We start from the raw sequence: 26,237 nt of genomic DNA, 5'->3' as shown, positions 1-26,237 counted from the left end.
CTCGATACGACGCGTGGAGGTTAGTCCAGAGCATGGCTACATAGTTTCCGGGTAATTCGCGCGATCACAAGGGATAACGCTCCAAACCCGGCTGAAGACACAGCGACCATGAAAAATAAAAAAGTTCCAATCACAAGCAAAAGAAATCAGAATCGGCGCCGATAGTAGAGGTGTCGACCAAATACTGGCGACATCTCTATAGTTGATGTACGCCATTTGCGAGGTGAGCAATGGACTCCGTAGTTACCGCACGTCCTCCCCAAACCCTTTACGTGACCATTCGTCGCGACGAATTACGCCTGCTTAAAGAAGAGCGTGATCTGCTGCTCGATGAGGTGACGCAATTGCGCATGCAGTTGCAACACTCACAGCTGTCCCATCAGAGCCAGGCCCTGGCTCGGTAACCCGAGCAGAGGCGCGGCGCCGGAAGTGACACCGGACAAACCGGTGTCATTTCCATGGTGCCCCATTCACGCCAAGGGCATTTGACCCTGCTGGAGCGGGTAGCGGTCCTGCCGCTGGTGCGCGGTGTGTCAGCTCGAGAGGTTGCGACGCAACCATCGGGGATAAATCCCCTCGCCACGGAAAAGCCTCCTTCGCCAAAGCGCGATGGTGATGGCCGTGGTCGGCTATCCGCTGGGCAGGCATACGCTGCGTGCCGGCACGCTTGCCGGTGGCCTGGAGAAGCTTGAAGCATGAACTTGTACGGCTACCCAAGGAAAACCACGCCGGAAGCAGGCTCTACAGGGGCTTTGTCCAGAACAGCATACGGCCGTGGGCCGGGTCGAACATGCCTGGGGCAAAGCCGAACCGGGTATAGCTGGCCTGGGCGATGGCATTGCCTTCAAGCACCTCCAGGGTGATCTTGCAGCAACCACGCTGGCGGGCGATATCCTCGACCTTCTGCAGCATCTTCTGGCTCAACCCCAGCCCGCGAAACGGCTCCATCACCACCACATCGTGGACATTGACCAGCGGTCTGCAGGCGAAGGTCGAAAAACCTTCGAAACAATTGACCAGGCCCGCCGGTTCGCCATTGACGAAAGCCAATACGCTGAAGGCATGCGGGCGCTTGGCCAGTTCCTCGGGTAGATGCAGCAGCACTTCGGCCGGCAGCGACTGACCACCGCCCATCGGATCTTCGGCATAGCCATTTAGCACATAACAGATTGCTTCGGCGTGGACTGCATTGGTATAGCTGGCTTGCAATACAAGAATGTCCCTGGTTTCTTCCACGGCGTTCCATCTCACTTCGGTAGTACCGGCGGCTCCGATGCCGTCGGCGGGATACGATCAGGCAGGCTGACCAAAACGCTGCATTTGCATTTCCTGCAGGCGACTGAGCGTACGACGAAACGGGAACTGCAGATAGCCTTCGGTGTACAACCGCTCCATCGGCACCTGTGCCGAAAGATACAACGGCACCTTGCGGTCGTAGCATTCATCGACCAGGGCGATGAAACGCCGCACGCCGTCATCATGGATGGACAACTGCGGCAGCTCGCGATCGCCGGCCTTGACCCGTTCAACGCCGTCTTCGGTTCCACGGGCAATGCGCCCCTCGCGCTGCTCGGCGCTGAGACTGGGTATGTCGCTGACCAGGATGGCCTTGAAACGGTCGCACAGGGCCATGAAATCCATGGCCGAGAACGGCTGCTCACACATATCCGCGTAACGACTCCAGAGCACCGTATCGCTCGCCCGCACGGGCTCGAGCAGACGATGACCGACTTCAATCGGCAAACTGTTGGGCGCCTGCCCAGCAGTCAACTGGGCGAAAACAGCCGCCAATGGATCGGGTTGCCCAGGGTCGCGTAGCCAATAGCGCTGCTGCAATGCCCCCGGATGCTGGCGATGGTCTTGCCATCCGTTCACCGGTACGACCTGCATGTGCTGCTTGATCGCCGTGATGGTCGGCAGGAATCGTTCGCGGTTGTGCCCGTTGGCATAAAGCTCCTCGGGCGGCAGGTTGGACGTGCTGACCACCACCATGCCCCGTTCGAACATGACCTGAAACAGACGGGACAGAATGATGGCATCGCCGATGTCGGTGACGAACAATTCGTCGAAACACAACACCCTGACCGCTTGGCTCAGTTCTGCAGCCAATGCCTGCAAAGGGTCCGGCGTGCCCGTAAGCTGGAACGAGCGCTGATGCACCCAAGCCATGAAATGATGAAAATGCTGACGACGGGCCGGCACCCTCAGGCTTTCGTAGAAGCGGTCCATCAACCAGGTCTTGCCGCGTCCGACCGGCCCCCAGAGATAAACGCCCTGGATCGACTTTCGCCCCTCGTGCAATGCCTGGTGGCACTGTTGCAGAGCCATGATGGCCAGTTCCTGGGCTTCATCCTGGACGAAACCATGGTGTTCGATGGCATGCTGCCAGGCGCTCAAGGGGGAGTCGAAAGTCATACAGCCCGGATCCGGAAAACGAGGTCCGGGAGTATGCCATGTCGGCGGCTTTGAGTGAGTGACCTCACCTGCCTGTAAATCCAAGCAAAACCCTGTGGCGAGGGCGATTTATCCCCTCGCCACAGGTGTTGACGAACCAACGTGCAAACATCTAGATCGAGATATCCAGCCTGCTGATCTTCCCCTGCTCGTCGAGTCGGAAGGTGTAGCGCAACTCCAGCGGGCTGCCGGGGAAGGTTCCCGAGATCCGGTTGTGCACCAAGACCTTGCCGGTGCGTTGCTGCACGTCAAGCACCTCAACGCGAGGCTGAAAACGCCGGGCGGTGTCTTCCATCCATTGAGCGATGGCCTGGGGACCGACGCGGTGCTGGCCTTCATCGAACACATTGGCATCTTCGGCGAAAAAACGCGTCACCGCCGAACTGTCACGGGCATTGGCGGCCGCAATGTATCCAGCGATGGCCGGGGCCAGGGAAGAGACGGGATTGGACATGGTACGGCTCCTTGTTTAATCGATCTGACGCTATGCTAGAACAGCCTTGTGTCAGTTTTTGTCAGGAGTGAAACGCCCCGTTTCGTCCAGTTCCATCAGCTTGAACCAGGCACGCAACAAATCGCTGCGCCTACCGGGATAGCGCTCGCCCTGCTCGGTGGCAGAGGCAATCCGGTCGGTGCGAAAGGTTCGATAGGCGCCGCGTAATTCACACCAGGCAACCACTACCCGCGCCTCATTGAAAAAGCCCAGGGCCAACGGCCAGATCAGACGCTGGCTGGGGATTTTATTCACGTCGGCATAATCGATGTGCAGCTTGGCTTGAGCACGAATGGCCTGTCGGTACACATTCAGCTCCACCCTATTCTGCGGATAGCCATAGCCTGGCGGCCCGGGCAAAACCGTGGGATTGCGCAAGGCGTCCCGGACTTCAGGGGCCAGCACTGCGGCAACCTTGGCCAATGCATCAGCCGCGGCCTTGCCCAGCACCTCGTCGCCACGCTGATCAACGTAGCGCAAGCCCAGCACAATGGCTTCGATTTCATCAGCCGTGAACATCAGGGGTGGTAGAAACAGGCCGCTGCGCAACACATAGCCAATACCCGCCTCGCCCTGGATCGGCGCGCCCAGGGCCGAGAGTTCGGCGATATCACGGTAGAGCGTGCGCTCGGACACTTTCAGCTCGGCCGCCAATGTCGCGGCGGTAACCGGGCAGCGCTTGCCTCGCAAGACTTGCAACAATGTGAGCAGCCGAGTGGTACGCGACACGATGGGCGATCCGGAAAAAGATTGACGCAGATTAGCAGAGCCTGGTGTCAGAAACTGTCAGGAGCCATGCGCCCTCTCTGGACTGGAAACAGCGTGAGGTGCGGTGGTTTGCGCGGGATGTGGGTTATCGTGCTCAACAGTTCGCCAGTTTGCCCCACCTATTATCGTGAGAGTTGATCCATGCGCAGAGCCCTCGGTTTGTCCCTTTTCCTGATGTTGCTCAGTCTGAGCGCCTGCGCCCTCTTCCCGCACCGCGATCCGCTGAATATCACCGTGGTGGGCATTGAACCGTTGCCCAGCCAAGAGCTGGAGATGCGCTTCGCCGTGAAACTGCGATTGCAGAACCCCAACGAAACCGCCATCGACTACAACGGCGTCGCGCTGGACCTCGAAGTTAACGGCCGGACACTGGCATCGGGGGTCAGCGATCAGACCGGTTCCATCCCTCGGTTCTCCGAAGCGGTGTTGAGTGTGCCGGTGAGCATCTCGGCTTTTTCCGTGCTGCGCCAGACACTGGGCCTGAGCCAGACCCAAAGCCTGGACAACCTGCCTTACGTACTCAAAGGCAAACTGGCGGGTGGACTGTTCGGCACCCTGCGCTTCGTTGACCGCGGCACCCTGGATTTGCCGGGTACCGCAGCCACTTGGTAATCAACGGGTGAAACGCACGCCGGGCTTGGCCCGTTCGTCCACCACCAATTCGAACACATCCGGCCGGGCGTAATGCCCGACCACATCATAGTCGTAGCGCGCCGGCACCAGTTCATCGGTATCGATTTCGGCGGTCAATAACCCGGCCGTGCCTTTCAGCGGCCCGGCCAGCACATCCCCCATGGGCCCGACAATCACGCTGCCACCGGCAATCAACGCACGCTCGGCAGGCCAGTTCGCCATGTCAATGCCCAGCGCCTGAGGCGAGGCCTGAACTTGACAGGCACTGACCACAAAACAGCGACCTTCGTGGGCGATATGGCGCATGGTCACCTGCCACATCTCCCGCTCATCCACCGTCGGCGCACACCAGACCTGCACCCCTTTTGCGTACATCGCGGTACGCAACAGCGGCATCATGTTCTCCCAACACACCGCAGCGCCCACGCGACCGACCTGGCTGTCGATCACCGGTAAAGTCGAGCCGTCGCCCTTGCCCCAAATCAGACGCTCGGTGCCGGTGGGCATCAGCTTGCGATGCTTGGCCACCAGGCCTGCATCAGGCTCGAAGTACAGGGCGGTGCAGTACAAGGTACTGCCGTCGCGCTCAATGACGCCCAATACCAGACTTGCCCCCGTGCGTGCCGAAAGCCCGGCCAACGCCTCGGTTTCATTGCCTGGCACGTCGATAGCGTTGGCAAAATAGCGGGCAAAGGCCTCGCGCCCCTCGGGCAACCGGTAACCCAGTTGGGTGCCGAAACTCTCGCCCTTGGGATACCCGCCCAGCAGCGCTTCGGGCATCACCACCAGACGAGCAGCGGCCTGGCGTATGGCGTCTTCATAGGAAAGGATCTGTGCCAGGGTGTCAGCTTTGCCGCCGGGCAAGGAACCGATCTGCAGGGCGGCCACAATGGATTTGGGCATGGTTTTGAACTCCTTGATCATCAGGTGTTGCTGATTCTCAGGCGGCGGTCGATGATGAATAAAGCCCCATACGCTGCTAAATGATATGAGCCTTATGAATATCGTGGATGTCGACCTTAACCTGCTCAAGACCTTCGAAGCCCTGCACGACGAATCCAGCGCCAGCCGCGCTGCGCTGCGCCTGGGCGTGACCCAGTCGGCCATCAGCGCGGCCCTGCGCAGGCTTCGAAACCTGTACGACGATCAGTTGTTTGTGCGCACCGGCCGCGGCCTGGCGCCGACCTTACGGGCCAATCAGCTCAAACCGGTGATCAGCGACGCACTGAATAAATGTCGCCAGAGCTTGGCAATGGTTGACCCCGGCGCCAGTCATTACGAGGGCCGCTCGGTCATCGTCGGGCTGTCCGATGATTTCGAAATTGCCTATGGCCGACGCTTGATCGAGGAAGTGGCACGACATGCACCGGGGCTGCGATTGATTTTTCGCCAGACCCATAGCCAGATCGTCGGCCGGGCCCTGATGGAGCGTAGCCTTGATCTGGCGATCACGGCGGGAGGGTTCACAGAACGTTTGCTCAGCCGCCAGGTATTGGGCGAAGGCGACTACGCCTGTCGCGTCGATTCGACCAGCCTGACGCAAGACCAGCAGACCCTCACCCTGGAGGCCTTCGTGGCCCGCGAGCATCTGCTCGTGTCTTCGGGTGGTTTCATCGGCATCACCGACGAAGGGCTGGCCGGGCTTGGCCTGAGCCGGCGGGTGTGTGCCTCGACCACCCACTTTGCCGCCCTGCCGTTCTTGCTCAAGGGCAGCCAGGCCGTGGCGACCATTCCCGAGCATGCGGCCCGGGCCATCGCCTCGCTCAGTGGCCTGGCGTTGTTGCCCTGTCCCCTGGGCTTGCCCCGCTACCCCATTGAGATGGGGTGGCGAACCCATACACAAATGGATCCGGCAGTGGTCAAGGTTCGCGAGGCCATTGCCGCAACCTTTGCATAAGGCTTACTTGTTGGCCATCAGACGATTGATTTCACTGCGCACCATGTTGGCGTATTCCGGTGGTGACATGCCGTCCAGTTCAGCACGCACCCACTCCGACCACTTGCCCTTGCGCTTGGAACGCTCGCCGAACAACCGGGCGGCGTCGCCCTTGGCCTTGCCCAGATTGTTTTGCCACAGTTCGAAGAGTCGGGATTTCTCGTCTTCCAGCGCGGCGCGCTCGGCCAGGGGCTTGTCAGCCAGATTGAAACTCATGGGAATTACCTGTTACGTAAATAGGCGTCATCTTACACCTTGCAGGGAAACGTCTTAACCTCGATTTATGATGGACCGTGCTGCCGATACCAGACGCTGCAACTTTTGCCCAAGCGCAGCACTCCATTGTTCACTGCCATCATCAGCAAGGAGTACCTCAATGGTTCGCAAAAGCACGCGGCAAGGGAATGGAGAGCAAATCAAGGATCAAGCCTTCAGTGAACTGAAGGCATTGATTGAAGAGTCGGAAAAGCTGCTCAAAAGCAGCGCTTCGCTGGTCGGTGAAGACGCTGAAAACCTGCGTGACCAGATCTCCCAGAAACTGCAACAAGCCCTGGATTCGGTTGCCAGCGCACGGGAGCGGACCCGCCCGATGGTTGATGCCACCGAAGTCTATATCGGCGGACATCCATGGCAGACCGTGGCGATTTCCGCCGGGTTCGGGCTGGTGGTGGGGTTGTTGCTGGGACGGCGTTAATCGATTGGCAAAAACTTGTTTGAATGATCACCGATAGCGCGGCGAGGGGATTTATCCTCTCGCCACTGATGTGTGATCGCCACGCCCTCATGCTAAACCGGCCTACAAACCCGCCAACTCCCGCAACTGCGCCAATGTCTGCTCTTCGAACGCAATCCCTTGTTCATCGGATTTGCTGCGCTCGCGGTGCCGACGGTCGCCTGGCAGCCGGCGTAACCCGACACCATGCATCTGTCTGACCAACTCCTGGCTGCGCTCGGCGAAGTTCTGCCCGGCGGCCTTGCTCGGGTCGATCACGATCAACAACTGACCGGTCCAGGGCGTCTTGGCCCCAGGATGGTTATGCCAATCGAACTCGAAGGAAAAGTTGCCACCGGTCAGGGCGGCCGCCAATAGCTCGACCATCATCGACAACGCCGACCCCTTGTGTCCGCCAAAAGGCAGGAGCGCCCCGCCCTCGAGAATCGCCTTCGGATCGCAAGTCGGCTGACCGAGGCTGTCCACGCCCATTCCGGGCGGTAACGATTCGCCCTTGCGTGCAGCAATCTGCACATCACCGTGGGCGATGGCGCTGGTGGCCAGGTCGAAGACAATCGGCTCACCGTCCGCCCGTGGCGCTGCGAAGGCAATGGGATTGGTACCAAAGAGTGGCCGGTCAGCACCGTGAGGCACTACACACGTCATGCTGTTGACCACGCTCAAGGCCACCAGGCCTTCATAGGCAAATGGCTCGACATCTGGCCAAAGGGCAGCGAAATGGTGGGAGTTACGAATCGCCAACACTGCAATTCCGGCACTGCGGGCCTTGGCCACCAGCAACGGACGCGCGGCGGCCAGGGCCGGCTGGGCGAACCCGTTACCGGCGTCCACTCGCACAAACCCCGATGCCACGTCTTCGACCGTTGGCACTGCCTGACCATTGACCCACCCACTTTGCAGTGTCGAGACATAACCGGGAATGCGAAACACCCCATGACTGTGGGCTCCGTCGCGTTCAGCCCCGGCGCAGTTTTCGGCCAGGGCCCGAGCAACCTCGGCCGACGTGCCGTGTCGCAGAAAAACCTTCTCCAGCAAGGTCACCAAAGCGGCAAAAGACAGAGTGCTTGAACCGGCATGATCGGATAGCGCAGACATCTGAAGCTCCAGAATGATTGTTGGAGGTAGCAACAGCGTAAGTGGGACCAGCAGGCTGATTAAACACCGCTTCACCGTCGCAGCAAAGCGGGCTGGCGCAGGATTACGCTGATCACCGCGCGTGCGTGCGGTAACTATGTACCACCTTGGCTCATTGATCGTTGCCTAGTCTGGCCGCTCATCCACGAATGTGCCGCCTCGCGGCGCCTTGGGCGAGAAGCAACGATGACCACTGCAATCACGCCGTTATTATTTCCCCATGAGCGAGGCACGCAGCATCTTTCTGGATCCAGACTCACCGGCAGGACGCATCGACGTTATCTTGCGAAACGCCGATTCCATGACGCTGCTCATCTGTGAGCTGGGACGTCAACTCGACTCCCGCCAATGAGTCCGGCTGCCACGTCTTAAACAGGCTTTGCCAACAGTGCGCGGACGGTATTGATCTTTTTTTTACGAGATGTATGCCACGCTATAACCACGACATAACGGTGCCCGAGCCTTTGACCGGGAGAAAAACAGGCTCATTTTGATGTGCAAACGCCATGATGGCTGTTCTCGGCAGGACATGCCGAAGGTTAGAATGCGGCAAACCAGGAAGAGTCAATGACCGAACACACACTCTCGGAAGCCGAATACGACGCCATTACCGATGCAGCCGCGCATTGGTGCATGCGCTTGCACGCCGTCGACTGCACCGACGCCGAACGGTTGGCGTTCAAGCAATGGCGCGATGCTGATCCCCTGCACGCCTTCGAATACCAAGCCATGCTGGATATCTGGGCCGTAGCCGATCATCTTCCGCGTGTCGAAGCACCACCATCTCCCGCTCCGATACCGCACCCCCGATCCCGCTGGAGTCGCTTGGCTGTCGCAGCCGCGGTGCTTGTGCTGGGCGTGCCCCTGGCCGCCTACACGGGCTGGAACCTGGGTTGGGTTGCCAACTCCTACGAGAGATTCGAAGCCGATGCAAGCGTACGTCACATCACCTTGGGTGACGGTAGCCAGGTAGAACTTAACCTGGGCAGTGAACTGGTGTTTGCCAATTACAAGAATGAGCGTCGGGTGACGCTGAAAAAGGGTGAGGCGTTTTTCGACGTCAGCCATGACACACGGCACCCGTTCGTTGTTCGGGCGGGCCAGGGCCAGGTGCGCGTGACCGGCACCCGCTTCAATGTATGGATGTATCAGGATCAGGTACGGGTCACGCTGGTGGAAGGCTCCGTATGGGTGACCAGCAACCAGGCGCTTGCCGGTAACGGCTCGCAACTGTCGCCGGGCATGCAGGCCAGCTACAAAGCCGGCGACTACCAACCGCAAGTCCGGGAAGTCGACGTCAACGACAGCTCACTGGCGTGGCGCAGCGGCAAGCTGGTCCTGGACAACCTTGCCCTCAGCGATGCGCTCCCGCTGATCAATCGTTATCTCGAGCATCCCGTCATGCTGGCCGACAACAGCACGGGCGCGCTACGTATCGGTGGTATCTACAACCTCAACGAAGTGAAGAACCTGGTGCCCTCGTTACCAAAAGTCCTGCCGGTTTACCTGACGCAGAACAAGGACGGCAATCCAGTCCTCAACTCCATCGGTCAACGACCGTCCAACTGAAAAAGCCGCCACCTGGTCAGGTCGCGGCTTTTGTGCAAAACACCAGCGATTATTGCGCGACCACCCTGCCCGCCTCATCACCCTCACGGATGATCACTGCCTGATAGTGCCGATCGGCTTTGATCTGCTGCTCGGTGAATGGCAGCGCACTCCATTGCTTCTTCGAAAATGCCTGGGTCTGATCTGCCGAATACGGCGATGCAGGGTCGCTGGAAATGGAAAATGCCAACAGACCTTGAGCCTGGGGTCCTTTGCCGTCAAACGTCACCACTTGCAGGTAGCTGGTGCCGCTGACCACCTCCCGCTTGCCGTTGGCACCCGGCACGCTCTGGATCGCGTTATAGATTCCCAGCTCTCCGGAGCCGCCGTGGATTGGCGTCTGCCGGCTGCCACTGCTGGCAACCTGAACATCTTGCCAGCGACTGCCCTTCGGCAATCCGGCTGCCTTCACAGAGGCCTGCGAGGCCAGCATGGCCTGACGCACAGCCTTATGCACCGGGGCACGCTCAATCGCCAAGCCGCGTGGAGTATGTCGCGGGTCTCGCGGATCGAACGGGACACGCCACACATCAGGCACACCCTGCACCTGCTCCATAATGTGCTGGAAATGAATGAAGCCCAATCCGCTGTTCAGACCGGCTGTTCGGTCCCAGGTCTTGAGGCCGTTGCACACCTGGGTCAATGCCACGGCATCGCCCCCCAAGTCACCGGCACAAAAGCCAAGCAGGTCCGGCATCACCTGATCAGCAAGGTAGACCTGGTCGTCCATGACCATGCGCTGCAAGTCACCGACCTTTACCGGCCCGTCCTTGGCCAGTTGTCCCAGCCGTTGCAGGGCAAAACGCGCCCGCAGGCCCAACGGCTGGTCCTGCTGGCTGATCACGGGCGAATAACCGGACAACGGTTGTGCGGGGTTGACCATCCAGGCCGAATCGTTGGAGTTTTGCACATAATCGCGGCGCAACAACTGCGGTAGCTTGTCGGCGGGATAAATGCCTTTCTGCACGGCCGCGGGATCGATGTCCCAGGCGCATTCGCCACGCGAGCCGTCCAGTACGATGAGTTGCAGCCCTGCCCGAGGGTCGCTGCAGCGGGCCAACTTGTCGGCGTCAACATTTGGCACCACCGACACATTCATGTAGAGGCTTTGCCCCTGATCGTCCACCGCCAGGGTGTTGACCCATGGAATGCCCTGAATCTTATGGACCGCATTCTGCAAATCCTTGAGGGTGACGGCCTTGTTCATGGCGTACCACTGGGCCAGCACCCGATCATTTTCCAGGTTCGCATCGCGCAGGCTGTAGGCGAACTTGTCATCCCAGTCCAGACGGCCAGGCCATTGCACGATCGGGCCGAACTGCGAGCCGTAGACCACCCGCGAAACTGCCTTCACCTGACCATCGGGTTGTTTGATGTCCACCGCGATCGTCTGTTGGCTCATCGGTACGGATTGACCATCGAGCAGGTAGCGAGTCGGGTCTTTTGGGTCGAGTTGCAGACGGTGCAGAGTGAAATGTTTGGAGGTGTCGACGGTGTGGGTCCAGGCCAGGTGTTGGCTGAAGCCGATGTTGATCAGCGGCAGCCCTGGCAAGGCAGCGCCCATCACATCCAGCTTGCCGGGGATGGTCAGGTGCATCTGGTAAAAACGCATGCCCCCCAGCCATGGGAAATGCGGGTTCGCCAGTAACATCCCACGCCCGTTGAAGGAGCGTTCACTGCCGATGGCGACCGCGTTACTGCCGCGCTCCAGGGCGAAACGCTGCTGCCGGGTTGCTGCGACTGCAAAATCGGACCTCAGGGCGCCAGCGACCGCCGTCGCCTGAGGCGGCTGCGCACCCGCCAGAGCTTCAGCGAACTGGCCAACGCCACCTTCCACCAACAGTCGACGAGTCAGTTTGATCAGGTCCAACGTCGTGATCGGCCGCACCCACTCGCTTGCGCATTGTTCGGGCAGGCCCGTGGCTTTGCGTTCAGCCAGCGCGCGGTTGTAACCCGCCACATAGCCTTGGACCAGTTGCTGTACTTGAGGCGTCTGGGCTTGCCAGAAACCAGAGACAGCTTGCGGCGTGTTGAGCCAGCTGAAAAACAAATCGCTGACACGGTTCCCCCGCTGTTCGAGCGTGACCTGCTCCGGGCCGAAGTAACGCGAGCGCTGGCCATTGACCGTGACAATCTCATTGGCCAGCAGGCATAAATTATCCTGAGCGTACGCATACCCGATGCCATAACCCAACCCGCGCTCATCTTGAGCCCGGATATGTGGCACGCCGAAACTGGTGCGACGGATTTCGGCGCTGGCCAGTTCTCCATCGCCTTGAGCGCTGGCAACGGAGCTGAGCCCCAGGCTCATCCCTAAAAACACGCCTGCAAGGCAAAACCTCGATAACTGCCCGGACATTCTCACGTTCACTCCTGATCGAAAACTTTCAAAACCAGGACGGCTACCGCTAAGGCAGTAAAAAACACTTGGCCCGGCCTGGGAACGCACATACCGCGTGCCTGACCGGAATGTGCCTCCCTTGAAAACGAACCGGATGAAAAAAAATTAATCGCCTGGCAACCGCCTGACTACGGGGTTTGATCATATCCAGGCAAATTTTTCAGCTTATCGCCTTCATGATTGGCCACGTTCGTTCGTCCTATTACAGGAGAGTATCCCGTGATCTTTTCTAATCAGGCTGGTAAGGAGTTTCCACATGCATGACGCGCATCTGCCCATGGAGGGTAAGCCCAGGCTAACCGGCGTCCCGGCGACAGCCACCAACAACGTGTTTGACAGGCCGGCAGAACGAGGCAGCAATGAACATATCAGGCTTTTGCTCAAGAGCTTCGGTCTCAGGACCAGCCTGATTCGCCTCAAAATCATCGATGCATTGCTCAAGGCCGCCGATGAAAACCGCAGCCTGGGCGTACGGGGTGTACACAGTCAATTGCTGGGGCTGGACATTCCGTTGTCCTTCCTCAGCGTGCGCGAGGTGTTGAAGCGCCTGTGCAGCGAGGGTGTCGTCACCCTCAATCCCGATAAAAGCTACAGCCTGCACCGCAAGGCCATGGACGTACTCGAGGCCAGGGGGTGACGCTGGCGCTCAAGGCTTGACCTTGCGCCGCATCACTCCGTTGATCACTACCACGATGACCGCCACGGCAATGGCGATGTATTGAAACAGCTTCTCGCTGATCATCCCGTTGTTCTGCATCCAGGACAGTCCCAGCATGATCGCCAGGACGACGAGGACCACCAGAATCGAGTATTTCAAACGTTGCGATTGAGTCATTGCCAACTTCCTGAATGTATCCGTTCTGTATCCGAATGCTTGCCAGGCTCATACCGTGTTTTGGGGATGGCGGGCGGCAGACGGGGTCTCATGGTACAGCCGAAGGGGCGTATTCGCGCAACCGAGGTGTTTATCATGAGGAATTCTGTATGTTTCGACGTATAACCCTGCTGCTTCCCCTGTTGTCCATCCTGACCCTGGATGGTTGCCTCTTCTTCCCACATGACCGCGGTCACGGGGACCATCATGAACACCGTGGCGGCCCAGGTTTGGACATGCACCGCTAGGGACTTCCCGCTTTAGACCTGAGGCGCCTGCGCATTGGTGAACTGACACCTATCAGATTAATGAGTCACATCACGAACAAATGTCCGCCCCTAGCGGACATCTTTCTTACAGATTTAACTCACACTTCCCTCATAAACAAAGGGAAAGGCTTCTTTCGACCCTTAGTTTCACCAACGTATTCTCGAATAAGAGGCGCTTACCTCCTTACCGAAAATTAACGTTGGAAATCATGCAAAACTTGCTGACAACTCTTTCGCCAATACGATTGACAGGCTTTTGCCTGGCTATCGCTCTTTTCGAACTATTGACTTACATGGCCAGCGACCTGGTCATGCCCGCCATGCTCACGGTGACCCAGGAACTGAATGCGCCCGCAGATCAAATTCCCTACGCCTTCAATCTGTACCTATTGGGCGGCGTCTTGCTGCCGTGGCTGATCGGTCCACTGTCGGATCGCTATGGACGTCGCTCATTCATGCTCGCCGGGTGTGCCGGCTTTGTGTTGGCGTGCGCGGCGATCACTCTGGTCACCCATATGCAGGGATTCAATGGGCTTCGTCTGATCCAGGGTATGGGCCTGGGCTTCGTGATTGCGGTCAGTTACCCCGCCATACAGGAAGTCTTCAACGAATCGAACGCCGTGAAAGTCATGGCGTTGCTGGGCAACCTCGCGCTCCTCTCACCCTTGCTGGGGCCGCTGCTGGGTGGGTTGCTGCTGCAATGGCTGTCCTGGCGCGAGCTGTTTGTGCTGCTGGCGGGCCTTGGCGCAGTGAGCTGGTTGGCCTTATGGGCGTTCATGCCCCGAAACCCTGCCCTGGCAACCCCCAACGCCAGGCAGCCTGCGCTGGAATCGTTCGAGCTGCGCACGCTCATCGGGCGGTATGGCGCGCTGCTGAGTCATGCCGGATTCATGGCCGCCTGCGTGGCGCTGGGGCTGATGAGCCTGCCGCTGATTGCCTGGATCGGCCTGTCCCCGCTGCTACTGATCCAGGGTCAGGGCCTGTCGCCCTTGGTGTACGGCCTGTGGCAGATCCCGGTGTTCTCGGCCGTGATCCTTGGCAATCTCCTGCTGAACCGCCTGGTGGAGCGGCTGGGCGTGCGCGGGGTATTGCGCTACAGCCTGTGGCCCTTGTCTACCGGCCTCATCGCACTGGTGATTGCCAGCCAGTTCAACCTGTGTCTACCCGCGCTGGTCAGCGGCCTGGCGCTCTATGCCCTGGGGCTCGGCATGGGCAATGCGGCATTGTATCGATTGGCCCTGTTCGCCAGCGACGACAGCAAAGGGCTGGTCTCGGCCATGGTCGGGATGATTTCCATCGCCGTGATGAGCGCAGCCGGCTCGCTGCTTGCGCTACTGGGCGCCGGAACGAGCCTGAACGCCTTTGCCTTGATGGTCGGCGTTGCCGGGCTCAGTTGCCTTGTGGCGTTGCGCCTGTTCCTGTCGCGACCGCCCGCTCACGTCTGAAAATCCCCTCCCTGAGGAACGTTACCCATGATTCATTTCCCCCACGCCGATGCGCTGTGCGCATTGGCGCAGCCTTACGATCCCGACTCAGTACCTCCTGGTCTGTTTGATCGGGCCATGGCCCAGATCAGCCTGTTCCATTGCCACCACACCCCCGGCTACGAACACTGGCTCAATGCCAACGGCCTGGCTGCCGAGGACCTGGAGCACTTGACTGACTGGTCGCGCTTGCCGCCCATCTACGCCAACTACTTCAAACAGCGCTTGCTGCTCAGCCCCACGGGCGAGAACGCGCTGGAGCTGACATCCTCCGGCACCAGCGGCCAGAAAAGCCGCATGCGCTATGACGAACGCAGCATGGCAGCGGCCCAGGGCATGGTGGCGCGCATCTTTGAGCATTACGGCTGGTCCACACCGGACTCGCCCTGCAACTACCTGTTGTTCAGTCACGAACCCGAGAAGGTCAATCGCGTCGGCACCGCCCATACGGACCAGTTCTTATGCAGCTTCGCGCCGGTCAATCAGGTTTTCCATGCGCTGCGGCGCACCGGAAAAGGTCATGAATTCGATGTCTTTGGCGCGATCCGGGCCCTTCAGGATTTCGCCGAGGAAGGCTTGCCGGTGAGGATTTTCGGCTTCCCGGCGCTGCTCTGTCATGCACTTGAGCGCATGCGCGAAACCGCAACGCCGAACCTCAAGCTTGCCCCCGACTCCCTGGTGTTTCTGGGAGGCGGCTGGAAAAAACAGGCCGCCCAAGAGATCCCCCGCCACGAGGTCTATGAGCACATCACCCGGCAACTGGGCATTGAGGCCCACCGCTGCCGCGACGGTTACGGTGCAGTTGAGCACGCAGTGCCGTACATCGAATGTGCGCACCACAGGTTTCATGTACCGGTCTATTCGAAAGCTTTCGTTCGTCACCCCTCGAATTTCAGCGTCCAGCCCTTCGGCGAAGCGGGATTGTTGTCATTCGTCTCGCCTTACATCTCTTCCAGTCCCGCCCATGCCGTGGTGATGAGCGACCTGGCAACCCTGCATCCGGCCAATTGTGAGTGCGGCTTGAACACTCAATGGTTCGAACTGCACGGTCGGGCCGGCACCAGCGCCAGCCGAAGCTGCGCCATGGCCGCCGCCGAAATGATCAAGGAGAATTGATATGTATCTCATCAACGGCCAATTGCACGCTGAGCTGCCACTCGACGCAGCCCTTGAACGCTTGCAGACGCAACTGCCCACGCTTCTGGGCGCACCGCCGCCCAGCGATAGGGTGCTCGATTGTGCGCAGGCGTTCGCACAGACGCTGCGGGACGCAGCACAAATTCCGTTTCTGGACGATGAGCAGCGCCAAGCGCTGATTACCTTCTGCGAACGCAGGCACTTGAGCCGCAAACTTGAACGGGAGCTGGGGGCGGACGCGCGTTCGTTGCGCCGAATCGACTATTGCGATGGCCCTTTCGAAAGCTGGCAACCCCTGGGGCTGGTGGTGCATGTCACCCCTGGCAACGCACCGTTGCTGGGGTTTTTCGCGGCGCTGGAAAGCCTGCTGGCGGGCAACGTCAACTGGCTGCGACCCAGTACACGCGATGCAAACCTTACAGCGCAGGTGCTAGCGGCGTTTCTAAATTGCGACCCAAGTGGCCAGTTGCGCGATTACGTTGCGGTGCTGCCAGCGCCCTACCACGAGTGCCGGCGTCTCTTCGCAATGGCCCAAGGCGTCAGCGCCTGGGGTGGCGAGACCGCACTCAAGGCCATGCGCGAACAAATTCCAAGCGGCTGCCGCTGGATCGATTGGGGGCATCGCATCAGCTTCGCTTATGTCACGCCACAGGCCGCCAGCACGCAGGCGCTGGACAGTCTGGTGGACGAGGTCTGTCGCCTCGATCAGCAAGCCTGCTCCAGCCCCCAATGGCTGTTGGTGGACAGCGACGAACCGGCTCAGATGCAGGCACTGGGTAACGCCCTGGCCGCCGCCTTCGAACGACGGACCGGGCAATGGCCGGCGTTGCAAACCACTGCAGCCGAAGCGTGTGAAATCACCACCCGCACGGCACTTGCCCGACTTGACCATAGCTTTGCGGAACAAACCGGCCAGATTTGGGAAGGACACGGCTGGCGCATTGTTTGGGAGCATCACCGCGACCTGTTGCCATCGCCGCTGTTTCGCACACTTTTGTTACGGCCGGTACCCCATGGGCTGATCACCGCAACCCTGCTGCCCTGGCGTAACGTTTTGCAGAGTTGCGTGCTGATCTGTGAGCCGGAACGGGCACCTGAACTGGCGCGTCGCGTATTAGCCGCCGGCGTGACCCGCCTCTCGGCAACCGCAGACATCCAGCAAGGCTACGACGGCGAGCCTCATGACGGTGTCTACGCGCTGCAACGATTGAGTCGCCGAGTGTCGGTCGGTCTTGAATCCGAGGTCGCAACTCATCGTGTGACACTGGACGCACCGCCGGCAACAATGCCCATTTCGCCCTCGACGCCGATCATGGACAAAGCGGCATTCCTGGCGCTGCCTGCCGCACCCCAGGCACAGTTGTTCTTCCGCTCAGGTGGTAGCAGCGGCGCACCGGTGCTGTCGCCCTACAGTTACCGCGATTTTGATCGCCACATGCGCGCCGCCGCCGATGGACTACGCGCAGCCGGCCTGGATCCGGCGAAAGATCGGGTCATGAATCTGTTTTATGGTGGCAATCTCTACGGCGGTTTCTTCAGTTTCTCGAAGATACTGGAGCACATGAATGTTGTGCATTACCCCATGGGCGCTACGTCAGACGTGGACTTTGAAGAGATCGCACGGATGATCGTCGCCCACAAGGTCAACACCCTGGTCGGCATGCCAAGTACCTTGCAGCGCCTGTTTTCCAGCCAGCGAACAACCCTTCAAAGCTACGGCGGTGTGCGCAAAGTCATGCTGGGCGGCGAGCGCCTGGGGCAAGGCTGCCGTCAATTGCTTCAGGACTGCGGCGCCACAAGTATCCGTTCAGCCATCTACGGCAGTGTCGACGCGGGCCCCCTTGGCCATGCCTGCACTGCCAGCGGCGACGGTGTTTTCCATCTCATGGAAGACATTCAACACTTGGAGATCGTCCAGCTGGAACAGGATGCTCCGGTCGACCCGGGGGAAACCGGACGGTTGCTGTTCACGTCTCGCATACGCCATGCGCAACCCCTTCACCGTTATGAAGTCGGCGATTGTGGGCGCTGGCTTCCCGAGCCTTGCCCCTGCGGCCTGGAGTCACCCCGGTTCGAATTGCGCCAGCGCCACGGCTCCCTGATACGCATCGTGACGTACTTAATCAATACCTACGAGCTGGCCGAACAGGCACAAACAGCTATTCAAATCGTGCTTGATTACCACAGCAGCGGCTGCGAACGCCTGCTGATTCGCGCCGATGGCGATGCACAAACGGTTCGGCGCAACGTCATGGGCCTCGAACTGCTGTCCACGCTGGTGGAGTCAGAAATGCTCGTACTGGATATTCAATCCTGTCCGGCGGCAAGTTTCGAACATAACAAACACAGCGGCAAAGTTCCGCTGGTGATTGACTGCAGAGTATCGGCCTGATTGTTTTTCCCGTGTAAATGAATAAGCGGACGTTAAAGTCCGAGAGAATCCTGATGAGCATCTCTTTACCATTCGAACAATGGCTCGGCCATATTCGTACGCACTCGAAGTTCTACCGCAAGTACTTACGGCATTTACCAGCACACAATTGCGCTTTGGAGGATGTTCCCATCGTCGACGTCGCCGACTACTGGGCCGGCAGTCATGACCTGGACAACTGGGATGTACTGACCGACAAAATAGAAGACGCGCTGATCTACAAAACCGGCGGCACGACCAGCCAGGGAAAACTGTCGGTGTACACCCACACGGAATGGCAGCGGATGCTCGACTGCTTCGGTCAGAGCCTGTCAACACAACTGAAGGCAGGTGATCGAATCGCCAACCTGTTTTTTTCCGGAGACCTGTACGCCAGTTTCCTGTTTATTCATGGTGCACTTGGCAAAGTCGATGTAGCCATCACCGAATTCCCCTTCACCGGCTCGGTGGATCTCGACGTGCTGAGCGAGGCCGTGACCGGTCACCGCATCAATGTACTGGCCGGTGTGCCCGCACATCTGCTGGCGTTTGCCGACCACTTGGACCAACAGGGGCGCACGCTGTCAGGCATCACTACGGTACTGTTCGGTGGGGAAAACCTGTTCGAGCGTCAATTGCCTGCGTTGCAACGCGCCTTCCCGCAGGCACGCTTCGCCTCCATCGGCTATGCCAGCGTGGACGCAGGGCTGGTGGGCGCCAGTGCACCGGACTGCAACCTCGGCGAATACCGCCTGTTCGACGAGCAGATAAGGGTGGAGATCATCGATGAACTGAGCGGTGAGGTCATCCAGACATGTGATCGGCCCGGCAATCTGGTGGTGACCAACTTCACCCGGACCCTGATGCCCATCGTGCGCTATCCGGTGGGTGACCGGGCGTGCTGGCGCGAGCCGGTCGGCACCCCGCGGCGCAAGTTCGCGCTTCAAGGCCGCAGCGCGAAAAGCCAGCGGGTGCGGGTAGGCGTCTTCTCGTTGTTTTCGCAGGAAATCAGCGACATCATCCGCGGCGTTGGCGGAGACCTTCAATGGCAATTGATCATTGAGCACGCACAAAACAACGACCGCGTATTACTCAAATGGGTGCCTGGAGGGCAAACGCAGGCTTGCCAATCACTCTCCACGACATTGAAAGCCGCGCTGACCCAACAGTATCCGGGTATCGAGCAACTCGACCTGCACGTTCAGGCCTGCGGTCTACAAGAATTGGAACGCCATCCACGCTCCGGCAAGCACTTGTCGATCATCGACCGCCGCATCTATGCTCCGCTGACAGCGAGGCACGCCGGATGAGCGGCGTGGTCATCCGGCCGTTCCGGCCCACGGATGGCGTCGGGGCGAGCGAATTGTTCCGCCGGGTTTACGGCGATCGCTACGTCTCGCCAGACGTCTACCTGCCCCACATGATTGGCCAGCACAACCTACTGAACCGTTGGCACTCCATGGTCGCCGTGGTGAACGATCGCGTGGTCGGCCATGCTGCATTGTGCCAGCAGCCAGCCGAGGGTGAAGACGCGGAGTTGGCGCTGATCGCAGTAGATCCGGCGGTGCAAGGCGGCCAGATTGCGACGCGCCTGGCCCAGCGGTTACTGGACAGCTGCCAGGACCTTGGGCTTGCCAGGCTGTCGATCAAGCAAGTCACCAGCCACTTCTACAGCCAGCGGTTGGCACAACGACTGGGTTTCCATGACACCGGGCTGTTGCCTGACCATGTACCCTCGCCCTTTGCCACTGTCCACGCCGAAACCATCGTAGTCGGCAGCCAAGTGATCAGCGACAATCATCGTCCCCTGCCGCACCTTCAGTGGCCCGCGGCATGCCAATGGCTGATGCAGCCATTGGCATCGCTGTTTGGCACCTCGCCCGATGTGCCCTTACCTTCGGCACAACCTTTTCAAATCAGACAACTGCCCGGAAGGGTCGACATTGTCGCCGGGCACATAGGCCTTCGCCTGGCCGGACAACTGCTGCGCTTGCCGGCCCATTGGTCACTTTCGGTGCGACTCGGACTGCGCCAGCAATTTGCCGACGATTATCAGCGGTTGATCGACGCCGGATTCACTTTCACCGGGATCATGCCTGCCGAAGGCAACCCCGGCTGGCAGGCGCTGTTTCACCGTGGCGCCCTGGATCACCCACTCACCTTGCACTCGGAACCGATGCAACGGCTCCACGAACACGTGCAAGCCCAAGCGCACATCTGGCGGTGCGCAGGGGCAGGCTCGGCGGCTTGAGGACGGCTGCCTGACTTGCACCCACACAAAACATTGCCTCGAAATGCTGGCAGATCGCGGCCTTCACGCTGCGATCTTTCCCGATCAGCGGTAATGCTCGCTAGGTGTGCGTCCCTAAAGCTGTCCCGCGAAGGGCCGATAAAAAAAAGTCAGGCCATTGCGCCAGCTCCCGAAAGACGCCTTCGAGCAAGGAACACCCACATGCCCGCATTTCGAACCATTCAGGCTCGCTACACGCTGTTCCTGATTCTATTCATCCTGCTGTTGTCCATCCTGACTGTCGTGGGTATCAGCTATCTGGTCGCACCCAAATTGCGCCACACCGAAGAGCAAGTGGTGCTTAATCGCATTGGCGAGGTGGCCGAACAGATCCAAGGCGAACTGAACAAGGTGCAGGCGCAGCAACGCAGCATCACCCAGACCATCCCGCTGCTCGACAGCGATGCCATAGACAGGGTCCTGCCCGGTTTGGTGGATCAGTACGGCGAGCTGAAAGTCTTTGGTGGCGGCATCTGGCCACTACCTAATCAACGGGCCGAGGGGCGTAGCAAATTCAGCACATTCTGGCACCGCGACGCCTCGGGCAAACTGACGGTCAATACTTTCTGGAACAGCGACGCCGCGCCGAACTACTACGACCAACCCTGGCACAAGGGCGGCATGGCCACGCCTGCCGGAAAGTGTGCCTGGGCTGCCGCCTATAAGGACGATGCCAGCGCAGAGCCGCGGACCAACTGCGCCATGGCCATCCAGAAAAACGGCGCACCTTATGGCGTTTCCACCATCGACGTGACCCTGGGCTTTTTCAATGAGCTGGTGGCACGCAAGGAAGCCGACCTGAGCGCCGAGATGCTGATCGTGGAAGGCGACGGCAAGATCATCAGCAACAGTTCGCGCATCAGCGGCCCGATCGTGCTCAAGAACATCAGCGAACTGGCGGCAACCTCACCCTTCGCCGCACAGGTCAAGGCTGCCCTGGCCCAACGAGACCAACCGCTGCAGCGGGTCGAGTTTGATAACAAGGGCGAGGCCAGTACGTTTTTCATGCGCCCCATCGAAGGCTCGCCGTGGTTCCTGGCTACCGCCTTGCCAACCCGCCTCATCACCGCCCAGCGTGACGACGTCCTGAGTTCGCTGAGCCTGCTTCAGATCCCGATGGTCATTCTGCTGGTGCTGATGCAGTTGTACGCGATCCGTCAGTTGACCCACCGCATGAAGAATCTCAAGAGCAACATCGATGCGTTGTCCACCGGTGATGCCGACCTGACCCGGCGCATCACCATCCGTGCCGAAGACGAATTGGGGGCGATCGGTCACTCGGTCAACGGCTTCATCGCTTACCTGCAAAACATGATCGGTGAAGTCACCCAGGCGACCGGCGCCATGGCGACAAGCCTGGACAACCTGCAGCGAACCTCGGCCCACACCAGTGAAATCCTGATGCGCCACGCCTCGGAAACCGACCAGACCGTCACGGCCATCACCGAGATGAGCTCCACCGCCGAAAGCGTCGCACAGAACGCCGCCGAAACCGCTGCGTTCACCCAGCGCGCCAACGAACATGCCGATCATTCTCGTGTTGTGGTCGCAGAGGCCTCCAATAGCGTGGTGGCCTTGATCGACGAGGTGGCCAGCGCCACCCGCAAAGTCGAAAGCATGCAGCAAGACGCTCAACGCATCACCGAGATTCTCGGCGTGATCGGCGCCATTGCCGGGCAGACCAACCTGCTGGCCCTTAACGCTGCCATCGAAGCGGCCCGGGCCGGTGAGCAGGGGCGTGGCTTTGCCGTGGTGGCCGACGAGGTACGTGCCCTTGCCGCCCGCACCCAGGCCAGCACCTCGGAAATCAACGAAATGCTGACCCGCTTGACCCAGGGCGTGAGCTCATCGGTTTCAGCCATGGAAAATACCCAGGCCAGCTGCCAGTCGGCCGCCGACGCCACTTCCCGGGTCAACTCGGGGCTGGATGAAATGGCCGGCTCCGTCAGCCAGATCAACAGCCTCAGCACTCAGATCGCCACCGCTGCCGAACAGCAGAGCGCCGTGACCGAGGAAATCAATCGCAGCATGGTGCAGATCCGCCATATGGTGGAAGAGCTGGTGGAAAGCGGCCTGGCCAGCGAGAACAACACTCGCCAGTTGCTGGACGCCAACAGCCGGGTGAATGCAATCATGGGGCGGTTCAAGGTGCGCTGAAACGCCCCAGGCTGCTTGCGCAAAACCTGTGGGAGCGAGCCTGCTCGCGACGACGGCGGCAAGGTCGACACTGGCCAAGCTGACCCATCGCGATCGCGAGCAGGCTCGCTCCCACAGGGTTCAGCAGTGGCTGGCGAATTTGCGCCGGACTTCGAGTCGGCACCGCTCCCAACCTGACAGTTCTGTAATCCGCCCCTCAGCCCATTGTCAGCTCGCGCTCGCTACTCTGGTATCCTCCTCCCAAACCGTTCGACACGAGACTGCCCCCATGGCCAATCCCCTGCACCTGCTCGCCCTGAGCGCGCTTTTTGTCACCACCCTGGCCCAGGCCGCCGAACCGATCACCATTGACGTACACCGCGATGCCAATTGCGGTTGCTGTAAAAAGTGGATTTCGCATCTTCAAGAAAACGGCTTCAAGGTCAACGACCATGTTGAAACCGACATGAGTTCAGTCAAGCAGCGCCTGGGCGTGGCGCCGAACCTGCGCTCCTGCCACACCGCCCAAATCAATGGCAAATTCGTTGAGGGTCATGTCCCGGCCGACCAGGTCCTGGCGTTGAGCAAACGGGACGACCTGCTCGGTGTCGCCGCGCCTGGCATGCCCATGGGTTCGCCCGGCATGGAAACGGACGGCATGAGTGATGCGTATCAGGTGATCGGCCTGGAAAAAGACGGCACTCAAACCGTGGTGGCAGATTACCCGGCCCACTGATGGGCGAGGCTTACATTGGGTTGTTCCTGGCGGCATTCGGTGCCGCCACCTTGTTACCGCTGCAATCCGAAGCGCTGTTGGTTGGGCTGTTGCTCAGCGAGCGCCATGAAACCTGGCTGTTGCTGGGGGTCGCCACCCTGGGCAATGTACTGGGCTCGCTGGTGAACTGGTGGCTGGGCACACGCCTGGAACAGTTCAAGGATCGACGCTGGTTTCCGGTCAGCCCGGCCCATCTGGACAAGGCCCGCGTGCATTACCAGCGTTATGGACGTTGGTCGCTGCTGCTCAGTTGGATGCCCATCATCGGCGATCCACTGACCCTCGTGGCGGGCGTGATGGGTGAGCCGTGGCGTCGCTTCATACTGATCGTGACCCTTGCCAAAGGGCTGCGTTATGGCGTGCTCGCCCTCGCGACTCTCGGCTGGATGGGTTGAACGTTCGGGCCTTTGGGTTGCCTGTGGTTAATGTCGCCATAATCGGGCCGCGCCAGGATCGGCTGGATGCCCACAGGAGATTGCCCATGTCGCGTTCCACCGCTCGCTGGTTACCCAGCCTGTTTCTGACCGCCGCCCTGCCGTTGTTCGCCCAGGCCCAAAACCCTCCTGAAGGCCCGGCCTACGGCCCAGAACTCCAAGGCTTCGAGTACCCCTACACGCTCAAGCATTTCCCCCTCCAGTCCCAAGGCAAATCCTTGCAGATGGGCTACATGGACGTGCCGGCCCAGGGCGAGGTCAATGGTCGCACGGTGGTGCTGATGCACGGCAAGAACTTTTGCGCCGCCACCTGGGGCGATTCGATCAAGGCGCTCAGCGAGGGCGGTTACCGGGTGATCGCTCCGGATCAGATCGGTTTCTGCACGTCCAGCAAGCCGGATCATTACCAGTACAGCTTTCACCAGTTGGCAACCAACACCCAGGCCTTGCTCAAGGCCCTCGGGGTGCAGAAAAGCATCGTGCTCGGCCACTCCACCGGTGGCATGCTCGCCACCCGTTATGCGCTGCAGTTTCCCGATCAGGTCGAGCGGCTGGCGATGGTCAACCCTATCGGTCTGGAGGACTGGAAAGCCCTTGGCGTGCCCTACCGCACTGTGGACCAGTGGTACGAGCGCGAGCTGAAACTCAGCGCCGACGGTATTCGCAACTACGAGCGCAAGACCTACTATGGTGGCCGCTGGAAGCCGGAGTTCGAACGCTGGGTGGACATGCTCGCCGGGCTGAACAAAGGGCCGGGGCATACGCAAGTCGCGTGGAATTCGGCGCTGATCTACGACATGATCTTCACCCAGCCGGTCTATTACGAATTCAAGGACCTGAAAGTACCGACGCTCCTGCTGATTGGCACTTCCGACACCACCGCCATCGGCAGCGACATCGCACCGCCGGCTGTGAAAGCCAAACTGGGTCGGTATGAAGTGCTGGGCAAGCAGGTGGCTCAACTGATTCCCCAGTCGACCCTGGTGGAGTTCGCTCATCTGGGGCATGCCCCTCAGATGGAAGAACCGGACCGCTTCCACCAGGCCTTGCTGGGCTGGCTGAACAAACCCATTCCCTGACGAGGTGTTCCATGGCGGTGCAAATAGCAGTCATCGATGATTGGCAGGACGTAGCGCGGGATGTGGTGGACTGGTCGGTGCTCGATAGCATCGGCCAGGTGACATTTATTCATGAGTACCCTGCCGACCGCGACACCCTCGCCGCGCGCCTGCAACGCTACGAGGTGATCTGCGTGATGCGTGAACGCACACCATTCGATGAAGCCCTGCTGCGCCGCCTGCCTAACCTCAAGCTGTTGCTCACTGGCGGTATGCGCAATGCCGCCCTGGATCTCAAGACAGCCGCCGAGCTGGGTATCCAGGTATGCGGCACCGAAAGCTACAAGCACGCCGCCCCCGAACTGACCTGGGCGCTGATCATGGCCCTGACCCGCAACCTGGTGCAGGAAGCCAATGCCTTGCGCGCCGGCCTATGGCAACAAGGCTTGGGCGGCGATCTGCATGGCAAGACGCTGGCCATCCTGGGCCTGGGCAGTATCGGCACCCGGGTAGCTCAGTTTGGCCAGGTCTTCGGCATGCAGGTGATCGCCTGGAGTCAGAACCTCACCGCCGAACGGGCCGGCGAAGTGGGTGTGACCTACGTGAGTAAACAGGAACTGTTCGAACAGGCGGACATTCTCTCGGTGCATCTGGTACTCAGCGAGCGCTCCCGCGGTTTGGTGGATACCCAGGCGCTGGGCTGGATGAAGCCCGAGGCGCTGCTGGTCAATACCGCACGCGGCCCAATCGTCGATGAGGCCGCGCTGATCGATGCCCTGCGCGACAAACGCCTGGCCGGTGCCGCCCTGGACGTCTTCGCCGAGGAACCCTTGCCATCCGGGCACCCATTCCGAACGCTCGATAACGTACTGGCCACACCGCACGTCGGCTACGTCACCCGGCACAATTATCAGAAGTTCTATTCCCTGATGATCGAAGACCTGCAGGCCTGGGCCGCCGGCAAGCCGATCCGTCTGTTGACCCCGGCTGGCTGAGCACTCGCCCGGAAAAACCCTGTGCTCACAACAAATCACTGTGGGAGCAACTGTCTTAGATGGTTATTTAGGGCTAACCGACTCGGTGTTCACCGCAAATCCCTTGTGGGAGCGAGCCTGCTCGCGATAGCGCTGGATCAGCTTGCATCCATGCTGAATATGCCGCCGCCATCGCGGGCAAGCCTTGCTCCCACACCGGTTTTTCAGGGTTAACC

At 60.0% G+C, this 26,237-nt stretch carries 24 protein-coding genes and 2 pseudogenes; 17 read left to right on the top strand and 9 right to left on the bottom strand.

Annotation, left to right across the window (positions count from 1 at the left end):
- Positions 1-230 precede the first annotated feature (230 nt).
- Positions 231-404, top strand: coding sequence for a DUF6026 family protein (locus MA884_RS22975; protein WP_171061379.1), 174 nt, complete (start codon positions 231-233; stop codon positions 402-404).
- A 337-nt stretch (positions 405-741) separates the two neighbouring features.
- Here MA884_RS22975 and MA884_RS22970 read toward each other — a convergent pair whose 3' ends face one another.
- The 4 genes from MA884_RS22970 to MA884_RS22955 form a co-directional block, all read right to left on the bottom strand.
- Positions 742-1,236 (bottom strand): GNAT family N-acetyltransferase, encoded by a 495-nt coding sequence (locus MA884_RS22970; RefSeq protein WP_256232659.1) that lies wholly within the window; start codon positions 1,234-1,236, stop codon positions 742-744.
- Positions 1,237-1,293: 57 nt separating this feature from the next.
- Positions 1,294-2,415, bottom strand: a complete 1,122-nt coding sequence (gene zapE, locus MA884_RS22965) for a cell division protein ZapE (RefSeq protein WP_256232658.1) — start codon at positions 2,413-2,415, stop codon at positions 1,294-1,296.
- Between the two features lie 151 nt (positions 2,416-2,566).
- Positions 2,567-2,908 carry a nuclear transport factor 2 family protein gene (locus tag MA884_RS22960; RefSeq protein ID WP_256232657.1) on the bottom strand — a complete coding sequence of 114 codons (342 nt, stop codon included), beginning with the start codon at positions 2,906-2,908 and terminating at the stop codon, positions 2,567-2,569.
- A gap of 51 nt (positions 2,909-2,959) precedes the next feature.
- Positions 2,960-3,676: a YafY family protein gene (locus tag MA884_RS22955; RefSeq protein WP_256232656.1), complete on the bottom strand. Its 717-nt coding sequence runs from the start codon at positions 3,674-3,676 to the stop codon at positions 2,960-2,962.
- Between the two features lie 180 nt (positions 3,677-3,856).
- On the opposite strand from MA884_RS22955, the gene MA884_RS22950 reads away from it, so the two are divergent.
- The gene (locus MA884_RS22950; RefSeq protein WP_256232655.1) at positions 3,857-4,327 is read left to right on the top strand and encodes an LEA type 2 family protein; all 471 of its coding nucleotides are present in this window, start codon (positions 3,857-3,859) and stop codon (positions 4,325-4,327) included.
- On the opposite strand, the gene MA884_RS22945 is transcribed toward MA884_RS22950, so the two are convergent.
- Positions 4,328-5,251: a carbon-nitrogen hydrolase family protein gene (locus MA884_RS22945; RefSeq protein WP_256232654.1), complete on the bottom strand. Its 924-nt coding sequence runs from the start codon at positions 5,249-5,251 to the stop codon at positions 4,328-4,330.
- A 94-nt stretch (positions 5,252-5,345) separates the two neighbouring features.
- On the opposite strand from MA884_RS22945, the gene MA884_RS22940 reads away from it, so the two are divergent.
- Complete coding sequence (locus MA884_RS22940; RefSeq protein WP_256232653.1) at positions 5,346-6,245, top strand: LysR family transcriptional regulator; 900 nt, start codon at positions 5,346-5,348, stop codon at positions 6,243-6,245.
- 3 nt (positions 6,246-6,248) lie between these two features.
- Here MA884_RS22940 and MA884_RS22935 read toward each other — a convergent pair whose 3' ends face one another.
- Positions 6,249-6,500, bottom strand: coding sequence for a hypothetical protein (locus MA884_RS22935; protein ID WP_256232652.1), 252 nt, complete (start codon positions 6,498-6,500; stop codon positions 6,249-6,251).
- Between the two features lie 160 nt (positions 6,501-6,660).
- Here MA884_RS22935 and MA884_RS22930 point away from each other — a divergent pair, with 160 nt between their 5' ends.
- Complete coding sequence (locus MA884_RS22930) at positions 6,661-6,978, top strand: YqjD family protein (RefSeq protein ID WP_256232651.1); 318 nt, start codon at positions 6,661-6,663, stop codon at positions 6,976-6,978.
- Positions 6,979-7,080: 102 nt separating this feature from the next.
- Here MA884_RS22930 and MA884_RS22925 read toward each other — a convergent pair whose 3' ends face one another.
- Positions 7,081-8,112, bottom strand: coding sequence for an Ldh family oxidoreductase (locus MA884_RS22925; protein WP_256232650.1), 1,032 nt, complete (start codon positions 8,110-8,112; stop codon positions 7,081-7,083).
- Positions 8,113-8,718: 606 nt separating this feature from the next.
- Between MA884_RS22925 and MA884_RS22920 the strand changes: the two genes are divergently transcribed.
- Positions 8,719-9,720, top strand: a complete 1,002-nt coding sequence (locus tag MA884_RS22920; RefSeq protein ID WP_256232649.1) for a FecR family protein — start codon at positions 8,719-8,721, stop codon at positions 9,718-9,720.
- Between the two features lie 49 nt (positions 9,721-9,769).
- Here the strand turns inward: MA884_RS22920 and MA884_RS22915 are convergent, their stop codons facing one another.
- Positions 9,770-12,118: an acylase gene (locus tag MA884_RS22915; protein ID WP_256232648.1), complete on the bottom strand. Its 2,349-nt coding sequence runs from the start codon at positions 12,116-12,118 to the stop codon at positions 9,770-9,772.
- A 298-nt stretch (positions 12,119-12,416) separates the two neighbouring features.
- Here MA884_RS22915 and MA884_RS22910 point away from each other — a divergent pair, with 298 nt between their 5' ends.
- Positions 12,417-12,797, top strand: a complete 381-nt coding sequence (locus MA884_RS22910) for a fe2+ zn2+ uptake regulation protein (protein ID WP_256232647.1) — start codon at positions 12,417-12,419, stop codon at positions 12,795-12,797.
- Between the two features lie 9 nt (positions 12,798-12,806).
- On the opposite strand, the gene MA884_RS22905 is transcribed toward MA884_RS22910, so the two are convergent.
- Positions 12,807-12,995 carry a hypothetical protein gene (locus MA884_RS22905; RefSeq protein ID WP_256232646.1) on the bottom strand — a complete coding sequence of 63 codons (189 nt, stop codon included), beginning with the start codon at positions 12,993-12,995 and terminating at the stop codon, positions 12,807-12,809.
- 517 nt (positions 12,996-13,512) lie between these two features.
- Between MA884_RS22905 and MA884_RS22900 the strand changes: the two genes are divergently transcribed.
- The 11 genes and pseudogenes from MA884_RS22900 to MA884_RS22855 all read left to right on the top strand — a co-directional run bounded on the left by MA884_RS22900 (position 13,513) and on the right by MA884_RS22855 (position 26,022).
- Complete coding sequence (locus MA884_RS22900) at positions 13,513-14,748, top strand: MFS transporter (RefSeq protein ID WP_256232645.1); 1,236 nt, start codon at positions 13,513-13,515, stop codon at positions 14,746-14,748.
- Positions 14,749-14,775: 27 nt separating this feature from the next.
- Positions 14,776-15,903 carry an acyl-protein synthase gene (locus tag MA884_RS22895; RefSeq protein ID WP_256232644.1) on the top strand — a complete coding sequence of 376 codons (1,128 nt, stop codon included), beginning with the start codon at positions 14,776-14,778 and terminating at the stop codon, positions 15,901-15,903.
- Between the two features lies 1 nt (position 15,904).
- On the top strand, positions 15,905-18,316 hold the full coding sequence (locus MA884_RS22890; RefSeq protein ID WP_256232643.1) for an acyl-CoA reductase: 2,412 nt from the start codon (positions 15,905-15,907) through the stop codon (positions 18,314-18,316).
- Positions 18,317-18,369: 53 nt separating this feature from the next.
- Positions 18,370-19,644: a phenylacetate--CoA ligase family protein gene (locus tag MA884_RS22885; RefSeq protein ID WP_256232642.1), complete on the top strand. Its 1,275-nt coding sequence runs from the start codon at positions 18,370-18,372 to the stop codon at positions 19,642-19,644.
- On the top strand, positions 19,641-20,585 hold the full coding sequence (locus MA884_RS22880) for a GNAT family N-acetyltransferase (RefSeq protein ID WP_256232641.1): 945 nt from the start codon (positions 19,641-19,643) through the stop codon (positions 20,583-20,585). The genes MA884_RS22885 and MA884_RS22880 overlap by 4 nt, the downstream gene beginning before the upstream one ends.
- A 93-nt stretch (positions 20,586-20,678) precedes the next feature.
- Positions 20,679-21,920, top strand: a pseudogene (locus MA884_RS28110) (HAMP domain-containing protein); the annotation flags it as partial.
- 333 nt (positions 21,921-22,253) lie between these two features.
- A pseudogene (locus MA884_RS28105) lies at positions 22,254-22,781 on the top strand (methyl-accepting chemotaxis protein); the annotation flags it as partial.
- A 268-nt stretch (positions 22,782-23,049) separates the two neighbouring features.
- Positions 23,050-23,496: a DUF411 domain-containing protein gene (locus MA884_RS22870; RefSeq protein WP_256232639.1), complete on the top strand. Its 447-nt coding sequence runs from the start codon at positions 23,050-23,052 to the stop codon at positions 23,494-23,496.
- Complete coding sequence (locus MA884_RS22865; RefSeq protein WP_256232638.1) at positions 23,496-23,930, top strand: YqaA family protein; 435 nt, start codon at positions 23,496-23,498, stop codon at positions 23,928-23,930. Before MA884_RS22870 ends, MA884_RS22865 begins: the two co-directional genes overlap by 1 nt.
- A gap of 86 nt (positions 23,931-24,016) precedes the next feature.
- Entirely contained in the window at positions 24,017-25,048 is a 1,032-nt protein-coding gene (locus MA884_RS22860) for an alpha/beta fold hydrolase (protein WP_256232637.1), read from the top strand.
- Between the two features lie 11 nt (positions 25,049-25,059).
- The gene (locus MA884_RS22855) at positions 25,060-26,022 is read left to right on the top strand and encodes a D-2-hydroxyacid dehydrogenase family protein (protein WP_256232636.1); all 963 of its coding nucleotides are present in this window, start codon (positions 25,060-25,062) and stop codon (positions 26,020-26,022) included.
- Positions 26,023-26,237: the final 215 nt, after the last annotated feature.

It is taken from the genome of Pseudomonas sp. Q11 (genome assembly GCF_024494355.1).
Taxonomy (GTDB): domain Bacteria; phylum Pseudomonadota; class Gammaproteobacteria; order Pseudomonadales; family Pseudomonadaceae; genus Aquipseudomonas; species Aquipseudomonas hefeiensis.
This window is presented reverse-complemented; position numbering and strand designations above follow the sequence as displayed.